This is a genomic window from Mesorhizobium sp. C277A (assembly GCF_040324395.1).
Taxonomy (GTDB): Bacteria; Pseudomonadota; Alphaproteobacteria; order Rhizobiales; family Rhizobiaceae; genus Mesorhizobium.
This window is the reverse complement of record NZ_JAMYVW010000002.1, coordinates 4,378,755-4,399,307: the sequence shown is the minus strand read 5'-3', so window position 1 is coordinate 4,399,307 and position 20,553 is coordinate 4,378,755. Positions and strand designations below refer to the sequence as shown.

General features: G+C 62.2%; 20 protein-coding genes. 9 read left to right on the top strand and 11 right to left on the bottom strand.

Features of this window, described 5'->3' with window-relative positions; all coding sequences use genetic code 11:
* Positions 1–3: 3 nt before the first annotated feature.
* From NKK52_RS21630 to NKK52_RS21615, 4 genes are all read right to left on the bottom strand, one after another.
* The gene (locus tag NKK52_RS21630; RefSeq protein WP_023685371.1) at positions 4–1,299 is read right to left on the bottom strand and encodes a L,D-transpeptidase family protein; all 1,296 of its coding nucleotides are present in this window, start codon (positions 1,297–1,299) and stop codon (positions 4–6) included.
* Between the two features lie 234 nt (positions 1,300–1,533).
* Positions 1,534–2,484, bottom strand: coding sequence for an acetyl-CoA carboxylase carboxyltransferase subunit alpha (locus NKK52_RS21625; RefSeq protein ID WP_023685389.1), 951 nt, complete (start codon positions 2,482–2,484; stop codon positions 1,534–1,536).
* Between the two features lie 88 nt (positions 2,485–2,572).
* On the bottom strand, positions 2,573–3,484 hold the full coding sequence (locus tag NKK52_RS21620; RefSeq protein ID WP_352629780.1) for a site-specific tyrosine recombinase XerD: 912 nt from the start codon (positions 3,482–3,484) through the stop codon (positions 2,573–2,575).
* Between the two features lie 21 nt (positions 3,485–3,505).
* Positions 3,506–3,658 (bottom strand): hypothetical protein, encoded by a 153-nt coding sequence (locus NKK52_RS21615; protein WP_023670666.1) that lies wholly within the window; start codon positions 3,656–3,658, stop codon positions 3,506–3,508.
* A gap of 172 nt (positions 3,659–3,830) precedes the next feature.
* Between NKK52_RS21615 and NKK52_RS21610 the strand changes: the two genes are divergently transcribed.
* The 3 genes from NKK52_RS21610 to NKK52_RS21600 are packed head-to-tail and all read left to right on the top strand — an operon-like array spanning position 3,831 to position 6,465.
* A complete protein-coding gene (locus tag NKK52_RS21610) occupies positions 3,831–4,442 on the top strand; it encodes a shikimate kinase (RefSeq protein ID WP_023670667.1) in 612 nt (203 codons plus the stop codon).
* Entirely contained in the window at positions 4,439–5,572 is a 1,134-nt protein-coding gene (aroB, locus tag NKK52_RS21605) for a 3-dehydroquinate synthase (RefSeq protein WP_023685370.1), read from the top strand. Before NKK52_RS21610 ends, aroB begins: the two co-directional genes overlap by 4 nt.
* Entirely contained in the window at positions 5,569–6,465 is an 897-nt protein-coding gene (locus NKK52_RS21600) for an HlyC/CorC family transporter (protein ID WP_023670669.1), read from the top strand. Before aroB ends, NKK52_RS21600 begins: the two co-directional genes overlap by 4 nt.
* Positions 6,466–6,506: 41 nt before the next feature.
* Here the strand turns inward: NKK52_RS21600 and NKK52_RS21595 are convergent, their stop codons facing one another.
* The 3 genes from NKK52_RS21595 to NKK52_RS21585 are packed head-to-tail and all read right to left on the bottom strand — an operon-like array spanning position 6,507 to position 11,341.
* On the bottom strand, positions 6,507–8,057 hold the full coding sequence (locus NKK52_RS21595; RefSeq protein ID WP_023685369.1) for a SpoVR family protein: 1,551 nt from the start codon (positions 8,055–8,057) through the stop codon (positions 6,507–6,509).
* Positions 8,058–8,066: 9 nt separating this feature from the next.
* On the bottom strand, positions 8,067–9,374 hold the full coding sequence (locus NKK52_RS21590; protein ID WP_023685368.1) for a YeaH/YhbH family protein: 1,308 nt from the start codon (positions 9,372–9,374) through the stop codon (positions 8,067–8,069).
* A 17-nt stretch (positions 9,375–9,391) separates the two neighbouring features.
* On the bottom strand, positions 9,392–11,341 hold the full coding sequence (locus tag NKK52_RS21585; protein ID WP_023685367.1) for a PrkA family serine protein kinase: 1,950 nt from the start codon (positions 11,339–11,341) through the stop codon (positions 9,392–9,394).
* Positions 11,342–11,433: 92 nt separating this feature from the next.
* Between NKK52_RS21585 and NKK52_RS21580 the strand changes: the two genes are divergently transcribed.
* Together NKK52_RS21580 and NKK52_RS21575 are read left to right on the top strand one after the other, a co-directional pair.
* Positions 11,434–11,766, top strand: coding sequence for a hypothetical protein (locus tag NKK52_RS21580; RefSeq protein ID WP_245260187.1), 333 nt, complete (start codon positions 11,434–11,436; stop codon positions 11,764–11,766).
* Positions 11,767–11,878: 112 nt separating this feature from the next.
* Positions 11,879–13,432: an acetolactate synthase large subunit gene (locus NKK52_RS21575; protein ID WP_023685364.1), complete on the top strand. Its 1,554-nt coding sequence runs from the start codon at positions 11,879–11,881 to the stop codon at positions 13,430–13,432.
* A gap of 11 nt (positions 13,433–13,443) precedes the next feature.
* On the opposite strand, the gene NKK52_RS21570 is transcribed toward NKK52_RS21575, so the two are convergent.
* A complete protein-coding gene (locus NKK52_RS21570; RefSeq protein WP_023670675.1) occupies positions 13,444–13,746 on the bottom strand; it encodes a BolA family protein in 303 nt (100 codons plus the stop codon).
* Between the two features lie 168 nt (positions 13,747–13,914).
* On the opposite strand from NKK52_RS21570, the gene NKK52_RS21565 reads away from it, so the two are divergent.
* The 4 genes from NKK52_RS21565 to NKK52_RS21550 all read left to right on the top strand — a co-directional run bounded on the left by NKK52_RS21565 (position 13,915) and on the right by NKK52_RS21550 (position 18,586).
* Positions 13,915–14,544 carry a J domain-containing protein gene (locus NKK52_RS21565; RefSeq protein ID WP_032887126.1) on the top strand — a complete coding sequence of 210 codons (630 nt, stop codon included), beginning with the start codon at positions 13,915–13,917 and terminating at the stop codon, positions 14,542–14,544.
* Between the two features lie 123 nt (positions 14,545–14,667).
* Positions 14,668–15,654: a cobaltochelatase subunit CobS gene (cobS, locus tag NKK52_RS21560; protein ID WP_023670677.1), complete on the top strand. Its 987-nt coding sequence runs from the start codon at positions 14,668–14,670 to the stop codon at positions 15,652–15,654.
* A gap of 11 nt (positions 15,655–15,665) precedes the next feature.
* Positions 15,666–17,564 (top strand): cobaltochelatase subunit CobT, encoded by a 1,899-nt coding sequence (gene cobT / locus NKK52_RS21555; protein WP_023685363.1) that lies wholly within the window; start codon positions 15,666–15,668, stop codon positions 17,562–17,564.
* Complete coding sequence (locus NKK52_RS21550; RefSeq protein ID WP_023685362.1) at positions 17,561–18,586, top strand: esterase-like activity of phytase family protein; 1,026 nt, start codon at positions 17,561–17,563, stop codon at positions 18,584–18,586. Before cobT ends, NKK52_RS21550 begins: the two co-directional genes overlap by 4 nt.
* Positions 18,587–18,591: 5 nt before the next feature.
* Here the strand turns inward: NKK52_RS21550 and NKK52_RS21545 are convergent, their stop codons facing one another.
* The 3 genes from NKK52_RS21545 to rpmB all read right to left on the bottom strand — a co-directional run bounded on the left by NKK52_RS21545 (position 18,592) and on the right by rpmB (position 20,406).
* A complete protein-coding gene (locus NKK52_RS21545) occupies positions 18,592–19,263 on the bottom strand; it encodes a spermidine synthase (protein ID WP_023685361.1) in 672 nt (223 codons plus the stop codon).
* A gap of 3 nt (positions 19,264–19,266) precedes the next feature.
* Positions 19,267–19,947: a queuosine precursor transporter gene (locus NKK52_RS21540; RefSeq protein WP_023685360.1), complete on the bottom strand. Its 681-nt coding sequence runs from the start codon at positions 19,945–19,947 to the stop codon at positions 19,267–19,269.
* Between the two features lie 162 nt (positions 19,948–20,109).
* Positions 20,110–20,406 (bottom strand): 50S ribosomal protein L28, encoded by a 297-nt coding sequence (rpmB, locus tag NKK52_RS21535; RefSeq protein WP_023670682.1) that lies wholly within the window; start codon positions 20,404–20,406, stop codon positions 20,110–20,112.
* Between the last annotated feature and the right edge of the window lie 147 nt (positions 20,407–20,553).

The following is a 20,553-nucleotide window of genomic DNA, read 5'->3' as shown; positions in this document are numbered from 1 at the left end:
ACCTCAGCCGCCGAACATGCCTAGCAGCTTGTTCTTGATCTTCGACATCCGGCTTTCGTCCGCCGGCGGTTCCGCAGGCGCCGCCTCGACGCTCGCAGTGGCGACCGGCTGCTGGGCGGCCTGCTTGGCTGCTTCCTTTTCGGCCAGCGATTGGGCCTTTGCGGCTTGCTTTTCAGCCAGTGCCTGGGCCTTGGCGGCTTTCGCAGCCTCGATGGCAGCAACCCGCTGTTCCTCGGCCTTGCGCTTGGCTTCCTTCTCTGCGTCCAGCGCCGCCATCTTGCGGCCGGCGGGCGAATCGATGCGGCCCATGCGCGCCGTCTCGGTCAGCGTGCCGTCGGAATTCAGCGACGGCGGTTCGATCGGCACGCGCTCGCCCCGGGCGCGGCGCTTCGACCAGTCTGAAACGATGGCGGCTTCCTTGATGCCGGCAATGGTTGGCTTGGGCGCTGGCACGCTGGCCTTGACCGCGCCGGTGAAGGCCGCGTCATAGCTGCTTTGATAGGCGTTGAGTGCGCTCTTCAGCGAATCGGGCTGCGTGGTCGCGGGGCATGCGCCAGTCGGATCGAATGTCGTGCCCTCAGGCGCCACCTGGTTGAAGACATAGCGCTTGTCGCAGACATCGACCTTCGGTGGCACCTTGGTGATCTCGAAATTGTCGTAACCGACCTTCAGCATCTTCCAGAACTCATAGTTCGGGTCGTTGCGGTAGCGCGCCATGTTGGCGGCGGTCATGCGGAACGGGAAGGCCTGGATCTGGAACTCGGTCTGGCCGCCCTGGAAGGCATCGCGACCAAAAGCGTAGATCTGCTCGATCTGCGGGTCGGTCATCGAATAACAGCCCGACGACGAGCAGGCGCCGTGCACCATCAGATTGGCGCCGGTGCGGCCATTGGCACGGTCATAGGCGTTGGGATAGCCGATGTTGAAGGACAGGTGATAGTTCGAGCGCGGATTCATCTGCGACGGGCGGACCGTATAGAAACCTTCCGGCGCCTGGCGGTCGCCCTCGGTGTATTTTGGGCCGAGCTTGCCCGACCATTTGCAGATGTCGTAGCTGGCGACCATCTCGTAGCGGCCGGTGGTCTTGGCCTTCCAGATTTCGAGCTTGCCTTCTTCCTTGAAGATGCGAGCCATCACCGACGAGGTGCGGATCATGCCCTTGGCTTTCATGTCGGCCAGGATCTTGTCCGGCAGCGGCTTGCTGGCTTCCGGCGCAAAATTCTTCATCGAGGAATCGTTGCAGCCGGCAACGCCAAGCGCGGCGATCAGGAGTCCAGTGCGGGCAAGCTTGGTAAACATGGATACGGCTATGTCTTTTTCTCGCGGCACGGCCGGATAGCGCCCGGGCCTGCATGCTGAACACTGACGGACCCTAAGCCCGTTAACCTTGAAAATTCCTTACCGCAAGCGTCGGACGGCGCCCCCCACGGCAATTCGCCCGGTGTCACGGATTTTTTATTGAGCCGAATGCGGCGGCATTTTTGTGGCGAAATTGCTCCTTGACGCCACATTGCGGTGCGCTGCCGGCCAAAATCAGAGGCTGCGGCCCATCGCCAGATATTTTTCGCGGCGCTGTTCGCGAAAATCGGTGTTGGCGCCGGCAAAATCCTTCATCGTCTTGGCGATGAGATCGCCGGTGGCGGCGATCACCGTTTCGGGCGCGCGCTGGGCGCCGCCGAGCGGCTCGGCAATGATGGCGTCGATGATCTTCATTTCCAGAAGGTCCTGGGCGGTGATCTTCATGTTGGTCGCCGCATCTTTCGAGCGCGTGGTGTCGCGCCACAGGATCGAGGCAGCGCCTTCCGGCGAGATCACCGAATAGATGGCGTGTTCCAGCATGTAGACGCGGTTGGCGGTGGCGATCGCAATGGCGCCGCCCGAACCGCCTTCGCCGATTACAACCGAAATCGATGGCACTTTGAGGCCGAGGCAGGCCGAGGTTGAGCGGGCGATGGCTTCAGCCTGGCCGCGTTCCTCGGCGCCAACGCCGGGGTAAGCGCCGGCGGTGTCGACCAGCGTCAGAAGTGGGATCTGGAAACGGTCGGCAAGTTCCATCAGCCGCACGGCCTTGCGGTAGCCTTCAGGGCGCACCGAGCCGAAATTGTGCTTGAGCCGGCTCGCCGTGTCGGAGCCCTTTTCCTGGCCGATGACGGCCACCGGTTCGCCGCGGAAGCGGGCGAAGCCGCCGATGATCGCCTGGTCCTCGCCGAAATTGCGGTCGCCGGCGAGCGGCGTGAAATCGCTGAACAGACCCTTGATGTAGTCGAGGCAATGCGGCCTGTCGGTGTGGCGCGCGACCTGCACCTTCTGCCACGGCGTCAGCGCCTTGTAGATGTCGCGCAGCGCGTCGCGCACGCGCTTCTCGAGCCGGCTGATTTCGTCGCCGACGTCGACCGCCTCGCCATTCTCGGCAAGCTTCTTCAGCTCGAGGATCTTGAGTTCAAGGTCCTGCACCGGCTTTTCGAAATCGAGGTAATTGTACATTCTTGAGCGGACCGATGCGTCGGAAGGCAAACATCGCGCAGATGTAGGCTCCGCGCGGGCACGTTGCCCTCACATAGCGATATGAGGCCTAGTCGGCAAGCGGATGATGATCGTTGACCAGCCGCACCAACCGCTCTTCCAGCACATGCGTGTAAATCTGCGTGGTCGAGATATCGGCGTGGCCGAGCAGCTGCTGCACCGCCCTGAGATCGGCGCCGTTCTGCAGGAGATGGCTGGCGAAAGCATGGCGCAGCACATGCGGCGAAATTTTCGCCGCCGATATGCCGGCCCGCGCGGCAAGGCCTTTGAGATCGCGGGCAAAGACCTGCCGGGAGAGAAAGCCGCTGTCGCCGGCGGCCGGGAACAGAAACGGGCTGTCGGCGAAAGCCGGCACCGTGGCCCGGGCTGTGAGCCAAGCCCGCATCGCCGTGCGGGCCTTGGCCGACAGCGGCACCATGCGCTCCTTGTCGCCCTTGCCGCGCACCATGAAGAAGCGGTCGTCGCGCTGGGCGACGGTCACCGGCAGGCCGACTAGTTCGGAGACGCGCAAGCCGGTGGCATAGAGCACCTCCACCAAAGCGTGCAGGCGCAGTGCAGCCACCCGGTCACCATTGACGGCATCGCCTGTCTCAAGCGCGGCGCGGTCGAGCAGCCGACCGGTATCGGCCTCGCTCATCGTCTTGGGCAGCGGCCGGCCCTTTTTCGGACTGTCCAGCGTGCCGGTCGGGTCGTCGCCGCGCAACCCCTCGGCGTAGAGAAACTTGAAGAACTGGCGGATCGCCGACAGTTTGCGCGCCTGCGACGTCGACGCAAAGCCGCGCGCCGCGATATCGTCGAGATAGGCGCGGATGTCGGCTGCGGCGGCAGCGGCAAGCCCGCCGGCAATCTGCCGCGAAGCGTCTTCGAGATCACGGCGGTAGGAAGACAGCGTGTTTGCAGCGGCACCGCGTTCGGCGCTCATCATCTCGAGAAAGGCTTCGATGCGAGCCGCGCTGTTCATGTTCCAGGGGTCAGTTTTGGGTCAGTTTTTCTTGGGGTTCAGCTTTTCCGGTGGAATGCGCACGGTGATTTCGGCTTTTTTCGGCTCGACGAACATCGCCAACGCCACCATCGTACCATAGGCAATGCCGGCAAGAATCATCATCGTCACGACAAAGCGGAACAGTGTCGGCATCAATCTTCGCCCGTCTTCTTGCTCTGCGATTCCAAGCCCTGTGTCCTTATGGGACGCTAATTCCGTCAATTCAAGGACGAAGGGCTCTGCGTGCGAAAGGCGCTGTGCTTGACGCAAACGGGCTTTTGATGTCGATACGCCGGCAAAGACGGCTTATAAACAGCATGGTCTCATGAACGCGTTACCAGCAAATCCTCCCGGCGATAGCCATGCCGCGCTGCTCGACAGGCTGGGCAGCCGCTCGATCGTCTTTGTCGGCCTGATGGGCGCCGGAAAGACGGCGATCGGCCGCAAGGTGGCGACGATGCTGTCGCTGCCCTTCGTCGACAGCGACCAGGAGATCGAAACCGTGTCGCGCATGACGGTGCCGGAACTGTTCGAACGCTATGGCGAGACCGAATTCCGGGCATTGGAGCAGCGCGTCATCCTGCGCGTGCTGGAGAGTGGGCCGCAGGTGCTGTCGACCGGCGGCGGCGCGTTCATGAATGCGCAGACGCGGGAAGCGATCGCCGGGCATGGCGTGTCGGTGTGGCTGAAGGCCGAGATCGACCTATTGATGGAACGCGTGTCCAAGAAGCAGAACCGGCCGTTGCTCAAAAGCGCCGATCCGCGCGCCGTGCTCGAGCGACTGATGGGCGAGCGCTACCCGGTCTATGCCACGTCCAACATCACCGTGCCGACACGCGACGACCGCAAGGAGGTCATTGCGACGGAGGTTGTCGACGCGCTGTGCGGGCATTTCGGCATTCCGGCTCCGACTGCGCCAGGCGAGGTGCGGCTGTGAGCGAACCGGTCACTGTCGAGGTCGGCCTTGGCGAGCGTGCCTATGACATCCTGATCGGCCCTGGCCTTTTGGCGCGCGCCGGCGCCGAGATTTCGCGCCGCCTGCCCGGCACGAGGGCGGCGGTGGTCACCGACGACAATGTCGCGGCGGCACATCTCGACGCGCTGAAGGCCGGTCTGGAAACAGGCGGCATCCAGCCTGCCGTCATCACTTTGCCGGCCGGCGAAAAGACCAAGAGCTTTGCCCATCTCGAAGAGGCGGTCGACGGCGTGCTCGCCGCCAAGCTGGAGCGCGGCGATGTCGTCATTGCGCTCGGCGGTGGCGTCATCGGCGACCTGACCGGCTTTGCCGCCGGCATCGTGCGCCGCGGCATGAATTTCGTCCAGATTCCAACCTCGCTGCTGGCGCAGGTCGATTCCTCGGTCGGCGGGAAGACCGGCATCAACAGCCCGCGCGGCAAGAATCTGGTCGGCGTCTTCCATCAGCCGAAGCTGGTGCTGGCCGACACCGAAGTGCTCGACACGCTGCCGATCCGCGAATTTCGCGCCGGCTATGCCGAGCTTGCCAAATACGGGTTGATCGACCGACCGGCGTTTTTCGCCTGGCTGGAAGCGAACTGGGAAAAGGTGTTCGCCGGTGGTGCGGAACGGGCGGAGGCGATTGCCGAGGCCTGCCGCGCCAAAGCCGATGTCGTCGCCCGCGACGAGTTCGAAACCGGCGACCGCGCACTGCTCAATCTTGGCCACACGTTCGGCCATGCGCTGGAAGGCGCCACACAGTATGATGGCGCCCGCCTCGTCCATGGCGAAGGCGTCGCCATCGGCATGGCGCTGGCGCACCGCTTTTCCGCAAGGCTCAATCTGGCCAGCCCGGACGACGCGGCGCGCGTGGAGGCGCATCTTCGCGCCGTCGGTCTACCCTGGCGGATGGCCGACATCCCTGGTGAGTTGCCCGATGCCGAGGCGCTGCTTGGCTTCATCACCCAGGACAAGAAAGTGTCGCGCGGCGCGCTGACCTTCATCCTGACGCGCGGCGTTGGCCAGGCTTTTATTGCCAAGGATGTACCGGCGTCGGAAGTGCTTTCGTTCCTCAGGGAGAACCACCCGGGCCAGGAAAGCCGGCAGCGATGATCAACGAGCCCGGCTGGACCGTCGTCGCCGTCCTTGCCATCCTCATCCTGCTGGTCCTGGCCGTGCGCACGCGCCTGCTTGCCATGTTCGGCTATGAGCTGTCGCGCATCGAGCCGCAGCGCTCGACACAGGACGAGTTGCGCGGCGCGGTCGACGATTTCCGCCGCGACGGCCAGATGGTGCGTGAGGACCGCGACCGCGTCGGCGGGCTGTTCGATCTCGCCGAGCTCGAAGTCTCCGACATCATGGTCCACCGCACCAATATGCGCTCGGTCAATGCCGACAATGGGCCGGAAGCGGTGGTGCGCGAGATCCTGCAAAGCCCGCACACCCGCATGCCGTTGTGGAAAGGCTCTCTCGACAACATTGTCGGCGTGCTGCACGCCAAGGACCTGCTGCGAGCGCTGAACGAGGTCGGCAACGACTTTTCCCGGATCGACGTGATGAAGATCGCTTCGAAGCCTTGGTTCGTGCCCGACACCACGACGCTGCAGGAACAGCTCAACGCCTTCCTGCGCGCCAAGGCGCATTTCGCTATCGTCGTCGACGAATATGGCGAGGTCGAAGGGCTGGTGACGCTGGAGGACATTATCGAGGAGATCGTTGGCGAGATCGCCGACGAGCACGATGTAGACATTCAGGGCGTGAAGCAGGAGGCGGACGGTTCCGTGGTCGTCGACGGCACCGTGCCGATCCGCGATCTCAACCGGGCGCTCGACTGGAACCTGCCTGACGAGGAAGCGACCACCATTGCCGGCCTGGTCATCCACGAGACGCAGTCGATCCCCGAGGAAAAGCAGGCTTTCACCTTCCACGGCAAGCGCTTCGTGGTGATGAAGCGCGACAAAAACCGGATCGCCAGAATCAGGATCAGGCCGGCGGGCGAATCTTAAAGGTACCGAGCAGGCCCGCCACATGACGCTCTTTGCCGAGCTTATGCCGCGATCTGGCTCGTAGACCGTTCGTGGATGGTCGCACCGGTTTGAGCGTCAACTGCGACCAGGCTGACCTCGTAGCCCCAGAGGCTGCGGACATGGCGCAGCGTCGCGTCACGGCTGGCCCCTTCGAGCACAACACCATCCTTTACCCTGTGTTGCAGTCGCAACTGCCGGTCGCCGAGCAGGTCGACATCAATCACCTGGATGTCCGGCCGATTCGCTCCAAGGTCGTAACCGTGGGCTAGCTCGGCCCGTATCTTGTGATAGCCACGTTCGTTGTGGATCGAGGCGACTTCGAAATGCGGTTGGTCGGCTCCATCGCCAAGCACGAAGAACCGCCATTTTCGGATCAAGCTCGGGCTGAGGTACTGGCGGATAAAGGATTCGTCGCGGTGGTTGGCCCAGGCCTCAAGCAGGACCTCGCGCCAGTTGCCATGTCCTGCAATGTCCGGGAACCAGTCGCGGTCCTCCGCCGTCGGCTCGGTCGAAATGCGCTGTATGTCCTGCATCATGTCGAGGCCGAGGGCATAGGGATTGATGCCTGAAAACCGGGGATCGTCAAAGGCCGGCTGGAAGATCACGTTCGAATGGTTGCGCAGGATTTCGAGCATGGCACCTTCGCCGATCCGGCCGCGATCGAATAGCATGTTCATAAGCGTATAATGCACGAAGGTGGCGCAGCCTTCATTCATGACTTGAGTCTGTCGCTGCGGGTAGAAATATTGCGCGATGACGCGGACGATCCTGATGATCTCGCGCTGCCAGGGTTCCAGGATCAGGCTGTTCTTCTCGAGGAAATAAAGGAGGTTTTCCTCGGGAAGGTTGAGCGATCTCTTGCGCTCCGCCATCCCTTGATCCTCATTGCCGGACTTGTTTTTGTTCTGCGACGGCGGCAGCGTGCGCCACAGATCGTTGTAGGAGCGCTCTTCGTATTCGAGGCGCTCGCGAAGCCCTTCGCGCTGTCGCTCCGACGAGAGCTTTGGCGGCCGGTGGTAGCGGAACACCCCTTGTTCCATCAGCGCATGGGCGGAATCGAGAATAGCCTCCACTGCTGCAAGGCCGTGCCGCTCCTCGCACCGGGCGATGTAGCCCTTGGCGAAGTCCAGATAACCCAGGATTGCCCCGGCGTCGGTCCATTGCTGAAACAGATGATTGTTCTTGAAGAAATGATTGTGGCCAAGCGCCGCGTGGGCCGTCACAAGGGCCTGCAAGGCCATGGTGTTTTCCTCCATGAGGTAGACGATGCAGGGATTGGAGTTGATGACCAGTTCATAGGCCAGCCCCCGACCACCCTTACGGTAAAGAAGCTCCTGGTGAAGGAAATGTTTGCCGAACGACCAATGCCGATACATCAGTGGCATGCCGATAGATGAGTAGGCGTCGAGCATCTGCTGGGAGGAGATTATCTCCATCTGGACCGGGTAAGTATCGAGATGCAACTCGTCGACCGCGATCGCCTCGATCTCTTCAAAAGCCCGCGATAATTTCTCGAAATTCCAGTCGGAACCGGAAAACAACAAATTCGTTTCGTTGGCTCGCCTGACCATCTCTCTCTCTCAAGCGCTCTTGATGGCCACCGGCTGCCTGGCGAAGAGCCGGTGGAAGACCGGGTAAATATCCGCGGGAGCAGCGATGCGGCTCATCTGGAAGTTGGGCCATTTCAGCTCGATCGTACTGTAGGCGCGCCAAAGCGACGTCCCGTTTTCGGTAGCACCGAATATGTGGCTCTCGCGTTCGTCGATGATCTCGACATAGGCGAAATACTGGCACAGGCGCATGAGCTTGCCGTTCATGAGCTCTATGCATCGCTCGGAATCGGTGGTGAAATTGTCCCCGTCAGAGGCCTGCGCGGCGTAAATGTTCCACTCGCTGGCAGGATAGCGCTGGCCGATAATGCGGTGCATTTCGTCGAGCGCGGTGGAGACGATCGTACCGCCGCTCTGCGTGTTGTAGAAGAACGTGTCCTCATCCACTTCGTGCGCCTCATGGGTATGGCGGATGAAGACGATCTCCGTGCGTTCGTAGCGCCGTTTCAAGAACAGGTGCAGCAGCACGAAGAAGCGTTTGGCCAAGTCCTTTTCGCGTTGGCCCATCGATCCGGACACGTCCATAAGGCAGAACATGACGGCATTGGCATTCGGCACCGGCCGGGCGTCGAAGCGGTTGAATCGGATATCGACCGGATCGACAAAGGCAATTCGCCTGCGCCGTCGCTCCAGCCGGTCAAGCTCGTCGCGTAATTCCGCGATGCGCTGGCGCACCGCCGCGCCGGCCGGGGCCGACTCAAGCGTGACGATTTCCCGGAGGATCGCCTCCAGTTCCTGCTGCGTGGGGCGCCTCAGCGCAATGCGCCGGCCTAGGCTGTTGCGCATCGTGCGGCCGGCATTGATGTTGGTCGGGGAACCAGTTGCCGCGAAGCCGGCCCGGCGCGGCTTGAAGGCAAGGATTTCCTTGAGATTGAGCTTAACCAGGTCGGGCAGTTCGAGATCCTCAAAAAAGAGTTCGAGCACCTCCTCGCGTGACAGCACGAAACGAAAATCGTCTTCCGACGCCGTGTTTCCTGGCGACGACGCCGCGCCGCCCCCATGCGGCTTCGGGAGCAGGTCTCCAGGGGAAAAATGCCTGTTGCCCGGAAGGATGTGTCGGCGCCGTCCGCTGGCCCTGTCATCGTTGAAGCTCGGCTCGGCCGTTTTCCTTTCAGGCATGGGCACGGCGTGCTCGGTATCCACGTCGGCGATCCTGCCAGTGCGGATTTGATCGCGAATGCTCCGCTTCAACTCCTCGCGAGCACGCCTGAGGAAGCGCTGTCGATTGCCAAGGCTCTTGTCCTTGGGGTTCAGGCGACGGTCGATGAAGATCGGCATGGAACCATCCGGCTCTGTCAACCCGCCTTGTTCACCCGCATGTACCAGTCCACCAGCCGGCGTACCTGCCGTTCTGTGTAGCCACGCTCGATCATGCGCTGTACGAATTCGTTATGGCGCTTTTCCGTAACGCTGTCTTGCTTGGAGCCGAAGCTGATCACCGGCAAGAGGTCCTCGACCTGTCCGAACATCCGCTTCTCGATGACCTCGCGCAGTTTTTCATAGCTGGTCCATGACGGGTTGCGGCCGTGGTTTCTTGCGCGAGCGCGCAGAGTGAACTTCACCACCTCGTTACGGAAGTCCTTGGGATTGGCGATGCCTGCCGGTTTCTCGACCTGCGAAAGTTCGTTGTCCAGGATCTCCCGGTTGAGGATCTGGCCGGTGTCGGGGTCCTTGTAGTCCTGGTCCTCAATCCAGGCATCCGCATAGGCGATGTAGCGGTCGAAGAGGTTCTGGCCGTATTCGCTATAGGACTCCAGATAGGCCTTCTGGATTTCGTGGCCGATAAACTCGGCGTAGCGCGCCGCAAGCTCCGACTTGATGAATTCAAGATAGGCCGCTTCCGTTTCCTTCGGGAACTGCTCCCGCTTGATCGCCTCCTCCAGAATGTACATCAGATGCACAGGATCGGCGGCCACCTCCTCATTATCGAAGTTGAATGTCTGCGAAAGGATCTTAAAGGCAAAGCGCGTGCTGACGCCCGTCATGCCTTCATCGACGCCGGCGGCGTCGCGATACTCTTGGACCGACTTTGCCCTGGGATCGACTTCCTTCAGATTTTCGCCGTCATAGGCGCGCATCTTGGTGTAGAGCGGCGAGTTGTCGTGCTCGGCCAAGCGCGTCGAAACTGCAAAGCGGCTGAGGATGTCCAAAACTTCAGGGGCACAGGGGCTGGCGGCCAACTCGCTCTCACGCAGCAATTTCTCATAGATCTGCCTCTCTTCGGTGATCCGCAGGCAATAGGGTACCTTGACCACCAGGATGCGATCGAGAAACGCCTCATTGTTCTTGTTGCTCTTGAACTGTTGCCATTCCGACTCGTTGGAATGGGCGACGATGATCCCCTGGTAGGGAAAGGCGCCGAAATTTTCAGTGCCGTTGTAGCTGCCTTCCTGTGTCGCGGTCAGCAGCGGATGCAGAACCTTGATGGGTGCCTTGAACATCTCGACGAATTCAAGCAGACCTTGCGTGGTCCGGTTCAGGCCACCGCTATAGGAATAGGCATCGGGGTCGGACTGGCTAAAATTTTCCAATTGCCTGATGTCGACCTTGCCGACCAGGGCCGAGACATCCTGATTGTTCTCATCGCCAGGTTCGGTCTTGGCAATGCCGATCTGGCGCAGCCGCGAAGGCATCAGCTTGACGACGCTGAATTTGGAAATGTCGCCAGACAATTCGTCGAGGCGCTTGGCCGCCCATGGCGAAATCAATCCGTTCAGCCGGCGCCGGGCTATGCCGTATTTATCCTCTAGCAGATCACCCATGTGATCGGGATGGAACAGCCCAAGCGGCGACTCGAAAACCGGGCTGATCTGGTTGCCGACCTTCAGCGTGTAGATCGGGCGCTGCTCCATCAGTTTCTTCAGGCGCTCGGCCAGAGAGGATTTGCCGCCGCCGACCGGGCCGAGGAGATAGAGGATCTGCTTGCGTTCTTCGAGCCCCTGCGAGGCATAGCGGAAATACCCGGCTATGCGCTCGATCGTATCCTCCATTCCATAGAAGTCGGAAAAATGAGGGTAGACCTTGAGGGTCCGATTCGCGAAAATGCGGCCGAGCCGCTCGTCTTTGCTGGTGTCAACCAGTTTTGGTTCGCCGATTGCGTCGACCATCCTTTCGGGAGCCGAAGCGTACATCGATTTGTCTTCCCGACAGGCAAGAAGATACTGTTGGATGCTGACCTCTTCGTCCGCCGCATTGGCATAAATTTCCGAAAAAAGATCGAAGACGTCGGATTGGGTTGCACGCATGATGTTCTGCCCTCGGAGCCGATCTGGATTCCAATCGCCTCATCACCTTCAACTGTCGGAAAGCATTGTTGGTTCCCTTCACATGAAGGAGAGTGGCTGCAATCCGGGTAGAAGGCTTGGGAGGAAACATTCGGAGTGGCTGGAATGGCGGGTTGCCCGGTGCTGCGGCGCTGATGGGCGGCGTTGTCGCCGGCCAGCTATCTCGATGGACACAAGCATCCGCCGACCTTCATCGCCTATTCGCGCGCCGAAGGCTGCGACGACCAATCGAAGGCTTTGCCAAGCGCCTGCGCGCCACCGGCACTGAAGTGACGCTGTTCGACGGCAACGCCTACACGCATATGTCGATCAATCACGACTTCGGCGAGGACGTCGACGCGTTGACCGCCGCGATGCTGGCCTTCCTGAATGCGACCGTCGGTTGATCCCGGATCCCCGCGAGGCGTCCTGGATCAGACCAAAAGCCCCGGCGGGACATTGCCGACCCGGCGCCTACAGGTGCAATTGTTCCTGAATTGTCGATTGGGAAAGAAAATCATGAATGGCGCCGATCTGCTGTGCGACGTGCTCCTGGCCAATGACGTCACGGTCTGCTTCGCCAATCCTGGCACATCCGAAATGCATTTCGTTGCCGCACTGGACCGCAAACCTCAGATGCGCTGCGTGCTCGGCCTGTTCGAGGGCGTGGTGACCGGCGCCGCCGACGGCTATGCGCGCATGACCGACCGCCCGGCAGCAACGTTGCTGCATACCGGACCGGGTCTCGCCAACGGTTTGGCCAACATGCACAACGCAAGGCGTGCGCGCAGCCCGATGATCAACATTGTCGGCGACCATGCTTCTTACCATCTGCCGCTCGATGCCCCGCTGACCAGCGACATAGAAGGCCTGGCGTCGCCGATGTCGAACTGGGTTGGCCGCGTCAAGGGGCCGGCCGATATTGTGCCGGCCGCAGAGGCGGCTTTCCGCGCCTCACTCACGCCGCCTAGCGTCACGACGCTGATCCTGCCTGCGGATGCGGCCTGGGGCGAAGTTGCTGCGATTTCGCCTGGCAAGGTGAAGCTGGCGCCGCCGCCCGCCGTCGACATGGCTGTTGTGCACACGATCGCCGAAGCAATCCGCGCCGCGCCGGGCCGTGTCGGCATGGTGGTGCGTGGGCAAGCGGCGCGCGCCGATGCACTTGAAATCACAGGGAGAATCTCATCGGGAAGCGATGTCAGGCTGTTCAGTGAGGTTCTGATCGCCCGCATGCAGCGCGGCCGCGGGCGGTTCGCCCCGACCCGCATTCCCTATCCGGTCGAAGCGGCGACGGCCACGCTGAGCGATATTGATGTCTTGGTGCTGGTCGGCGCCAAGGAGCCGGTTGCCTTCTTCGCCTATCCCGGCAAGCCCGGGCGGCTGGTTCGGGACGATTGCCAGGTGCTTTCGCTGGCGGCGCATGGCCAGGATCTGAAAGCGGCGCTGGAGGCGCTGGCCGACGAGCTCGGCATCAAGCCGACGCAGCAATTCGCCGCCGCAACCGCCTTTCCAGACGAACCGACGCTGAGCGGCAGACTGACGGACGATGCCATCGCGCTGTCGGTGGCGCGCAAACTTCCGGCCAATGCCATCGTCTGCGACGAAGCAGTCACCTCGGCGAGACGGTTCTTCGCGCTATCCGCCTTTGCGGCGCCGCACGACTACATGATGGGTACGGGCGGATCGATCGGCGGCGGCATTCCCATGGCTACCGGCGCGGCGATCGCCTGCCCGGACCGCAAGGTGATCAATCTCGAAGCCGACGGCAGCGGCATGTACACGGTGCAGGGACTGTGGACCCAGGCCAGGGAAAAGCTTGACGTCGTGACCATCATCTTTTCCAACCGGACCTACGCCATCCTGCATGGCGAAATGAAGAATGTCGGGGTCAATGAGATCGGCGAGAACGCTAGGCGCATGCTCGATCTCGACCATCCGGCGCTGGACTGGGTTGCGCTGGCCAAAGGCATGGGCGTCGAGGCGGCCCGCGCCGACACGTGCGAGCGGTTCGACGCGCTGCTCGACAGTGCCCTGTCGCGTCCGGGACCGTTTCTCATCGAAGCGGTGATCTGAGGCGGAGAGACTTACCAACGGGTCTTTTCGCCGGGTGCAGCCGGTTCGATTGCCAGCGCATGGACGCCGGCTTGCAGCTCCGCTGCGAGCAATTCGTTGACGGCGCGGTGGCGGTCGATGCGGCTCATGCCGGCAAAGACGGATGAGACGATGCGGACGCGAAAATGCGTCTCGCCGGTGCCGTCATAGGCACCGTGATCGTCGGAGCCGTGGTGGTGATGACCGGCATGAAGGTGGCTTTCATTGACGATCGCCAGCCGCTCCGGCGAAAACGCCTTGTTCAGCTTGTCTTCCATCGTCGCCTGTATGGACATCGCCATCTCCCTTCACCATATCTGCAAGGCGTGATCGGGAAATCGGGATCGATCCCGCCGGGCCGCCTCAAAAATCGCCATTCGCCCTGCTTTATGCCGCGATTCAGCGGTTAGGGCGATGATCGCGAAAATGTCAATTCTTGTTTCGCACGTGCGAACAGCCCATAAATGGGTGAGATGAAACCGTACCCCAAATATTTCGAGAAAATTCGGGTCCGTCCCGACAAGGATGCGGAGCTGAAGTCGCACTCGCCGATCTGCCAGTGGGACGGCTGCAAGGAGGCCGGTACCCACCGGGCGCCGGTCGGACGCATGAAGGAAGGCGAGTATTTTCAGTTCTGCTTCGATCATGTGCGCGAATACAACAAGGGTTTCAACTACTTCTCCGGCGTGCCGGACACCGAGATAGCCCGCTTCCAGAAGGAAGCGATGACCGGCCACCGGCCGACATGGAAGATGGGCGTCGCCGGCGCCTCGACGCGCTCCTCGCCCGATTTCGCCCAGCAGCGTTCCGGTCGCGCCGGCTATTACAACCGCATGCGCGATCCCTTCGATCTGTTCAAAGGGCCGAAGGACCCGCGCGAGGCGCGCGAACGCAAGGCCAAGCCGCTTGAGGCCAAGGCGCTGGAAACGCTTGGCCTTGATACAAAGGCGACTGGCAAGGACATCAAGGCGCGCTATAAGGAACTTGTGAAGCGCCACCATCCGGATGCGAATGGCGGCGATAGAGGTTCGGAAGACCGGTTCCGCGATGTGCTGCAGGCCTATCGCGTGCTCAAGCAGGCGGGTTTGTGCTGAGCAACCTAACGGTTCGTGTCGTTTTCCAACTTTCATAAGGGTGGAAAAGGCTCTAAGACCGCCCCCGGACAAAATCGATTGCCGGCGAAATCAGGCATTTCGCCCGTGGAGACTTGGATAGAGATGAACAAGGTCGATCGCGACATCGCCAATTTGCCCGACACGACGGTGTCGGTGAAAGACAAATTCGGCTTCGAGTCCAAGATGGTGGTGCCGGCCTATTCGGTGACCTCGGAACATGTGCCGGACATCGATCCGGATTATCTGTTCGACAAGGCGACGACGCTGGCGATCCTTGCCGGCTTTGCCTACAACCGCCGCGTCATGGTGTCTGGCTATCACGGCACCGGCAAATCGACCCATATCGAACAGGTCGCCGCCCGCCTTAACTGGCCCTGCGTGCGCGTCAACCTCGACAGCCATGTCAGCCGTATCGACCTCGTCGGCAAGGACGCCATCGTCGTCAAGGATGGCCTGCAGATCACCGAATTCCGCGACGGCATCCTGCCCTGGGCCTACCAGCACAATGTCGCGCTCTGCTTCGACGAGTACGATGCAGGCCGTCCGGACGTGATGTTCGTCATCCAGCGCGTGCTGGAATCGTCGGGCCGCCTGACGCTGCTCGACCAGAGCCGGGTTATCCGCCCGCATCCGGCGTTCCGGCTGTTTTCGACCGCCAACACGGTCGGCCTCGGCGACACTACCGGCCTCTATCACGGCACGCAGCAGATCAACCAGGCGCAGATGGATCGCTGGTCGATCGTCACCACGCTGAACTACCTGCCGCACGACAATGAGGTGAACATCGTGCTGGCCAAGGCCAAGCACTATCGCGACGGCAAGGGCAAGGACATCGTCAACAAGATGGTGCGGGTCGCCGACATGACGCGCTCGGCCTTCATCAATGGCGATCTGTCGACCGTGATGAGCCCGCGTACTGTCATCACCTGGGCCGAAAATGCCGAGATCTTCGGCAATATCGGCATGGCGTTCCGGCTGACCTTCCTCAACAAGTGCGACGAGCTGGAGCGTTCGGTGGTGGCCGAGTTCTACCAGCGCGCCTTCGGCGAGGACCTGCCCGAGAGCGCCGCCAACGTGGTGCTGGGCTGAGCAGAGCCTCGATGGCGGGTCCGGGCGACAACACGCGCAACAAGTCGAAGACGGGGTCTGAAGCCGACAGCTTCAAGCGTGCCGTCACCGTCTGCATGCGCGCCATCGCCGGCGACAAGGAGCTCGAAGTCGGTTTCGCCAAGGACCGCCCGGCGCTCGCCGGCAGCCGCGCCCGTCTGCCCGAACTGCCGAAGAAAGCGTCCAAGACAGACATCGCGATTACTCGTGGCCTGGGCGATTCCATGGCGCTGAAGCGCGCCTGCCACGATCAGCGTATCCACACCAAACTGGCGCCGGAAGGCAAGCTGGCGCGCTCGATCTATGACGCCGTGGAACAGGCCCGCGTCGAGGCGATCGGCAGCCGCGCCATGCAGGGCGTCGCCGACAATATCGGCTCCATGCTGGAGGACAAATACGCCAAGGCCAACCTTGTCGACGTCAAGGACAAGGCCGACGCGCCGATCGAGGAAGCGCTGGCGCTGATGGTGCGCGAAAAGCTGACCGGGCGGCCGATCCCGAAGAGCGGCGAGCGGCTGGTCGAACTCTGGCGGCCCTGGGTCGAGGAGAAGGCCAAGGCCGATCTCGACGGACTGTCGGCCAAGCTCGGCGACCAGCAGGCCTTCGCCCGCGTCGTGCGTGAGATGCTGGCGTCCATGGAGATGGCCGAGGAACTCGGCGACGATCAGGAGACCGAAGACTCCGAGGACAATGACGAGAACCAGCCGCAAGGCGAGGAGCAGAGCGAGGAGGGCGGCGAAGAGGATTCCGGCTCCGAGCAGTCGCAATCCGAGGATGCCGAGGCCTCGGCCGACGACGAACAGTCGTCCGAGACTGAGGCCTCCGACGCCACTGCCGACGATCTTTCCGACGATGACGATGCGGACGCCGAAACGCCGGGCGAGGCGCGCCGTAACGACAACCCGTTCGCCAACCTGCCGAAAGAGATCGACTACAAGGTTTTCACCACCGCCTTCGACGAGACGGTCGGTGCGGAAGAGCTGTGCGAGGAAGAAGAACTCGACCGGCTGCGCGCCTTCCTCGACAAGCAACTGGCCAATCTCTCCGGCGTCGTCGGACGGCTCGCCAACCGGCTGCAGCGCCGCCTGATGGCGCAGCAGAACCGTTCCTGGGATTTCGACCTCGAAGAGGGTTATCTCGATCCGGCACGCCTGGTTCGTGTCGTCATCGACCCGATGCAGCCCTTGTCGTTCAAGCAGGAGCGCGACACCAAATTCCGCGACACGGTGGTGACGCTGGTGCTCGACAATTCGGGCTCGATGCGCGGTCGGCCGATCACGGTTGCCGCCACCTGTGCCGACATTCTGGCGCGCACGCTGGAGCGCTGCGGCGTCTCGGTCGAGATCCTCGGCTTCACCACGCGGGCGTGGAAGGGCGGACAGGCTCGCGAGAAGTGGCTGAAGGACGGCAAGCCGCCGAACCCCGGCCGGCTCAACGATCTGCGCCACATCATCTACAAATCCGCCGATCATCCGTGGCGTCGCGCCCGGCGCAATCTCGGCCTGATGATGCGCGAGGGCCTGCTGAAGGAAAACATCGACGGCGAGGCGTTGTTATGGGCGCACAACCGGCTGATCGCCCGGCCCGAACAGCGCAAGATCCTGATGATGATCTCGGACGGCGCGCCGGTTGACGACTCGACGCTGTCGGTCAATCCTGGCAACTATCTCGAGCGGCACCTGCGCGCCGTCATCGAGCTGATCGAGACGCGCTCGCCGGTCGAGCTTCTGGCCATCGGCATCGGCCACGACGTCACCCGCTATTACAGGCGCGCCGTCACCATCGTCGATGCCGAGGAACTGGCCGGCGCCATGACCGAGCAGCTGGCCTCGCTGTTCGCCGAGGAAAACGTGCGCGATACACGCCGCGGCGGCTACCGGCGCGCCGGATGATTTTTTTGCGCGGCGGGTTTCGGCAGATGCTCTTCGCGGTCACTGCCTTGTCCGGCATGGCGTTTGCGCCGGCCATCGCCGCCGGCCCAAGCGCGGTCGAGCCGGTCGAAGTCTCGGCGCGGCCGATCACCACCTTCCATATCGGCAGCGCCGACAAGCAGTTTGGGCCGCTGGAATTCGTCGGCGGTCTTGAGATGAACTCGACGACGCGCGATTTCGGCGCGCTGTCGGCATTTCGGTTCGTCAAACCCGGCAGCGATTTCATCGGCGTCGCCGATACGGGCTTCTGGTTCTTCGGCTCTATCACCCATGATGCCGACAAGCGGCCGTCCGGCATCCAGAATTTCCGCATGCAGCAGATGGTCGATGAGAAGGGCCGGCCGATCGACAGGAAATGGGAAGTCGATGCCGAGGGCCTTGCAGTCAAGGACGGCATCGCCACCGTCGGCTTCGAGCGCGATCACCGCGTCGCCCAGTTCAAGATCGACCCCAGCAACATGACGGCGCCGTTCAAGCAACTGAACTTTCTGGTTCCAGCCCGCGAACTGCGACAGAACCGCGGTTTCGAGACCGTCACCCACGCCAATCCCAACGGCCAGCACGAGGGCGGCCTCGTCGTGGTCTCGGAAAAGAGCTTGGACAAGGCTGGCAACATCTATGCCGCCATCATCGAAGGGCCGCACAAGGGCGTCTTCACGGTCAAGCGCAACGGCGATTTCGACATCACCGACGGCGCTTTCCTGCCGGATGGCGATCTCTTGCTGCTGGAGCGCAGTTTCTCGATGGCCGGCGGTGTCAGGATGCGGCTGCGACGCATCTATGGCGAAAGCGTCGAGAAGGGCGCGGTTGCCGACGGGCCGGTGCTGATGGAAGCCGATATGGGATACCAGATCGACAATATGGAAGGGCTCGACGTCTGGACCCGCGATGACGGAGCGCTGATGGTGTCGCTGATCTCGGACGACAACCATTCGATCCTGCAGCGCAACCTCTATCTGGAATTCATCCTGCACCAGGATTGAGAGCCCTAAGGCTTGGTGGCGATCCAGATGACGTGGCGCGCGCCGCGCTTGCCATTGGCGCGCGTCTTCACCTCGTCCACGACAAAGCCCGCCTGGTTGAGCCTACGTGTGAAGCCGGCATCGGGGCCTTGCGACCAAACAGCCAGCACGCCTCCGGGCCTGAGCGCTGTACGCGCCGCGCCGAGGCCGGCAGCGCCATAGAGGGCGTCGTTGCCCTTGTAGACGATGCCTTCGGGGCCATTGTCGACATCGAGCAGGATGGCGTCCCAGGCTGCCTTGTCGGATCTTATGATGTGCCCGACGTCGGCTTCGCGAACCGTCACACGGGGATCGTCGAGACAGCCGGCGAAGACCGCCTCCATGGGGCCGCGCGCCCAGGCGATGACGGCGGGGACAAGCTCGGCAACGGTGATGCCTGCGTCGGCGCCCATTTGGGCAAGCGCAGCGCGCAGCGTAAAACCCATGCCGAGGCCGCCGATCAGGATTTTCGGTTGGGCGCGGCCGCCGATCTTTTCACAGGAGAGCTTGGCCAGCGCTTCCTCGGAGCCGCTGAGGCGGCTGTTCATCAGCTCATTGGTGCCGAGCATGATCGAGAATTCGCTGCCGCGCTGCTTGAGGCGCAGTTCCTGTCCGCCGTCAGGCGTTTTGGCCGAGCCGAGCTGGACCCAGGGAATCACGGCCTAGACAGCCACGGCCGGCTGGCTCCAGTGGGCGGCGAGCAGCCGGTAGGGGATCAGGGCCACAACAGCGATGATCAGCTTCACCGAAAGGTCGCCCAGCGCCCAGGAGACCCAGCGCATGGTCTCGACCGGCAGCACGCCCATCAGCGGCGCCGTCTCCAGCGCAAAGCTGTCGTTCGGGCCGGCAAAAGCGAAGGCGGCCGAAAAGGCGATGCTGAAGAACACCAGGGTGTCGAACACCGAGCCGACCAGCGTGCCGACGATCGGCGCGCGCCACCAGCTCTGCCGGCGCAACCGGTTGAACACGGTGACGTCGAGCAATTGCGCGCAAAGGAAGGCCGCGCCGGAAGCTGTGGCGATGCGCACCAGCCGGTCGGCTGATGTCTCGAACTCGATCAGGCCGTGGCGAAACAGGAAGGGCGGGACGAGGATCGAGCAGACTACCGCGGTCATGAAGCCGACAAAGACGATGCGGCGCGCCACGGTCGGCCCGTAGCGGCGGTTGGCAAGGTCGGTGACCAGGAAGGAGAAGGGATAGGTGAAGGCGCCCCAGGTCAGGATGTCGCCCAGCGACAGACCGCCGGCCTGGCCCTGCATCGGGAACTGCACGAGGATGTTCGATGCCACGACGACAAGCGCCATGGCGGCCACAAAGGGCAGATATCGCGAGAAGGAAGTCATTTTTTTATCCTGGGTAATGGAACCAGCCAGGCGCTAGCCGAGGTTCGGGTCGCGCTGCCTTGCAAGTTTTGAGCGTCGGATTGCTCCGATGCTGCTGCCTTAGAAGTTTTGAGCATCGGATTGCTCCGATGCTCAGGGCGGTCGTCCCCCGCCTTGATATCGTTAAGCGGCGGGCTGGTCGGCCAGCTTCTTGGCGATCTGCTTCTTCAACAGGCGCGCGCGCTGCGACAATTCCTTGGCGTCGGCCTTGGCCAGGAAGGCGTCGAGGCCGCCGCGATGCTCGACCGAACGCAGCGCGTTGGCCGAAATGCGCAGGCGCACATTCTGGTTCAGCGCTTCCGAAATCAGCGTCACATTGACGAGGTTCGGCAGGAAGCGGCGCTTGGTCTTGTTGTTGGCGTGGCTCACATTGTTGCCGGTCTGGACTGCCTTGGCAGTGAGTTCGCAGGTGCGGGACATGGTTCTAACCTTCAGTTCTGTCTAAGCCTGCCAAACCTTGTTCGCCCGCGCCGGGTGGCGCGCGGTTTCAGTCAGGCGGCCTTATGGAAAAGTTGGCGTTCCATAGTTGCATTTCGCCAATGCGTCAAGCTCCGGCTTGCCCACGAC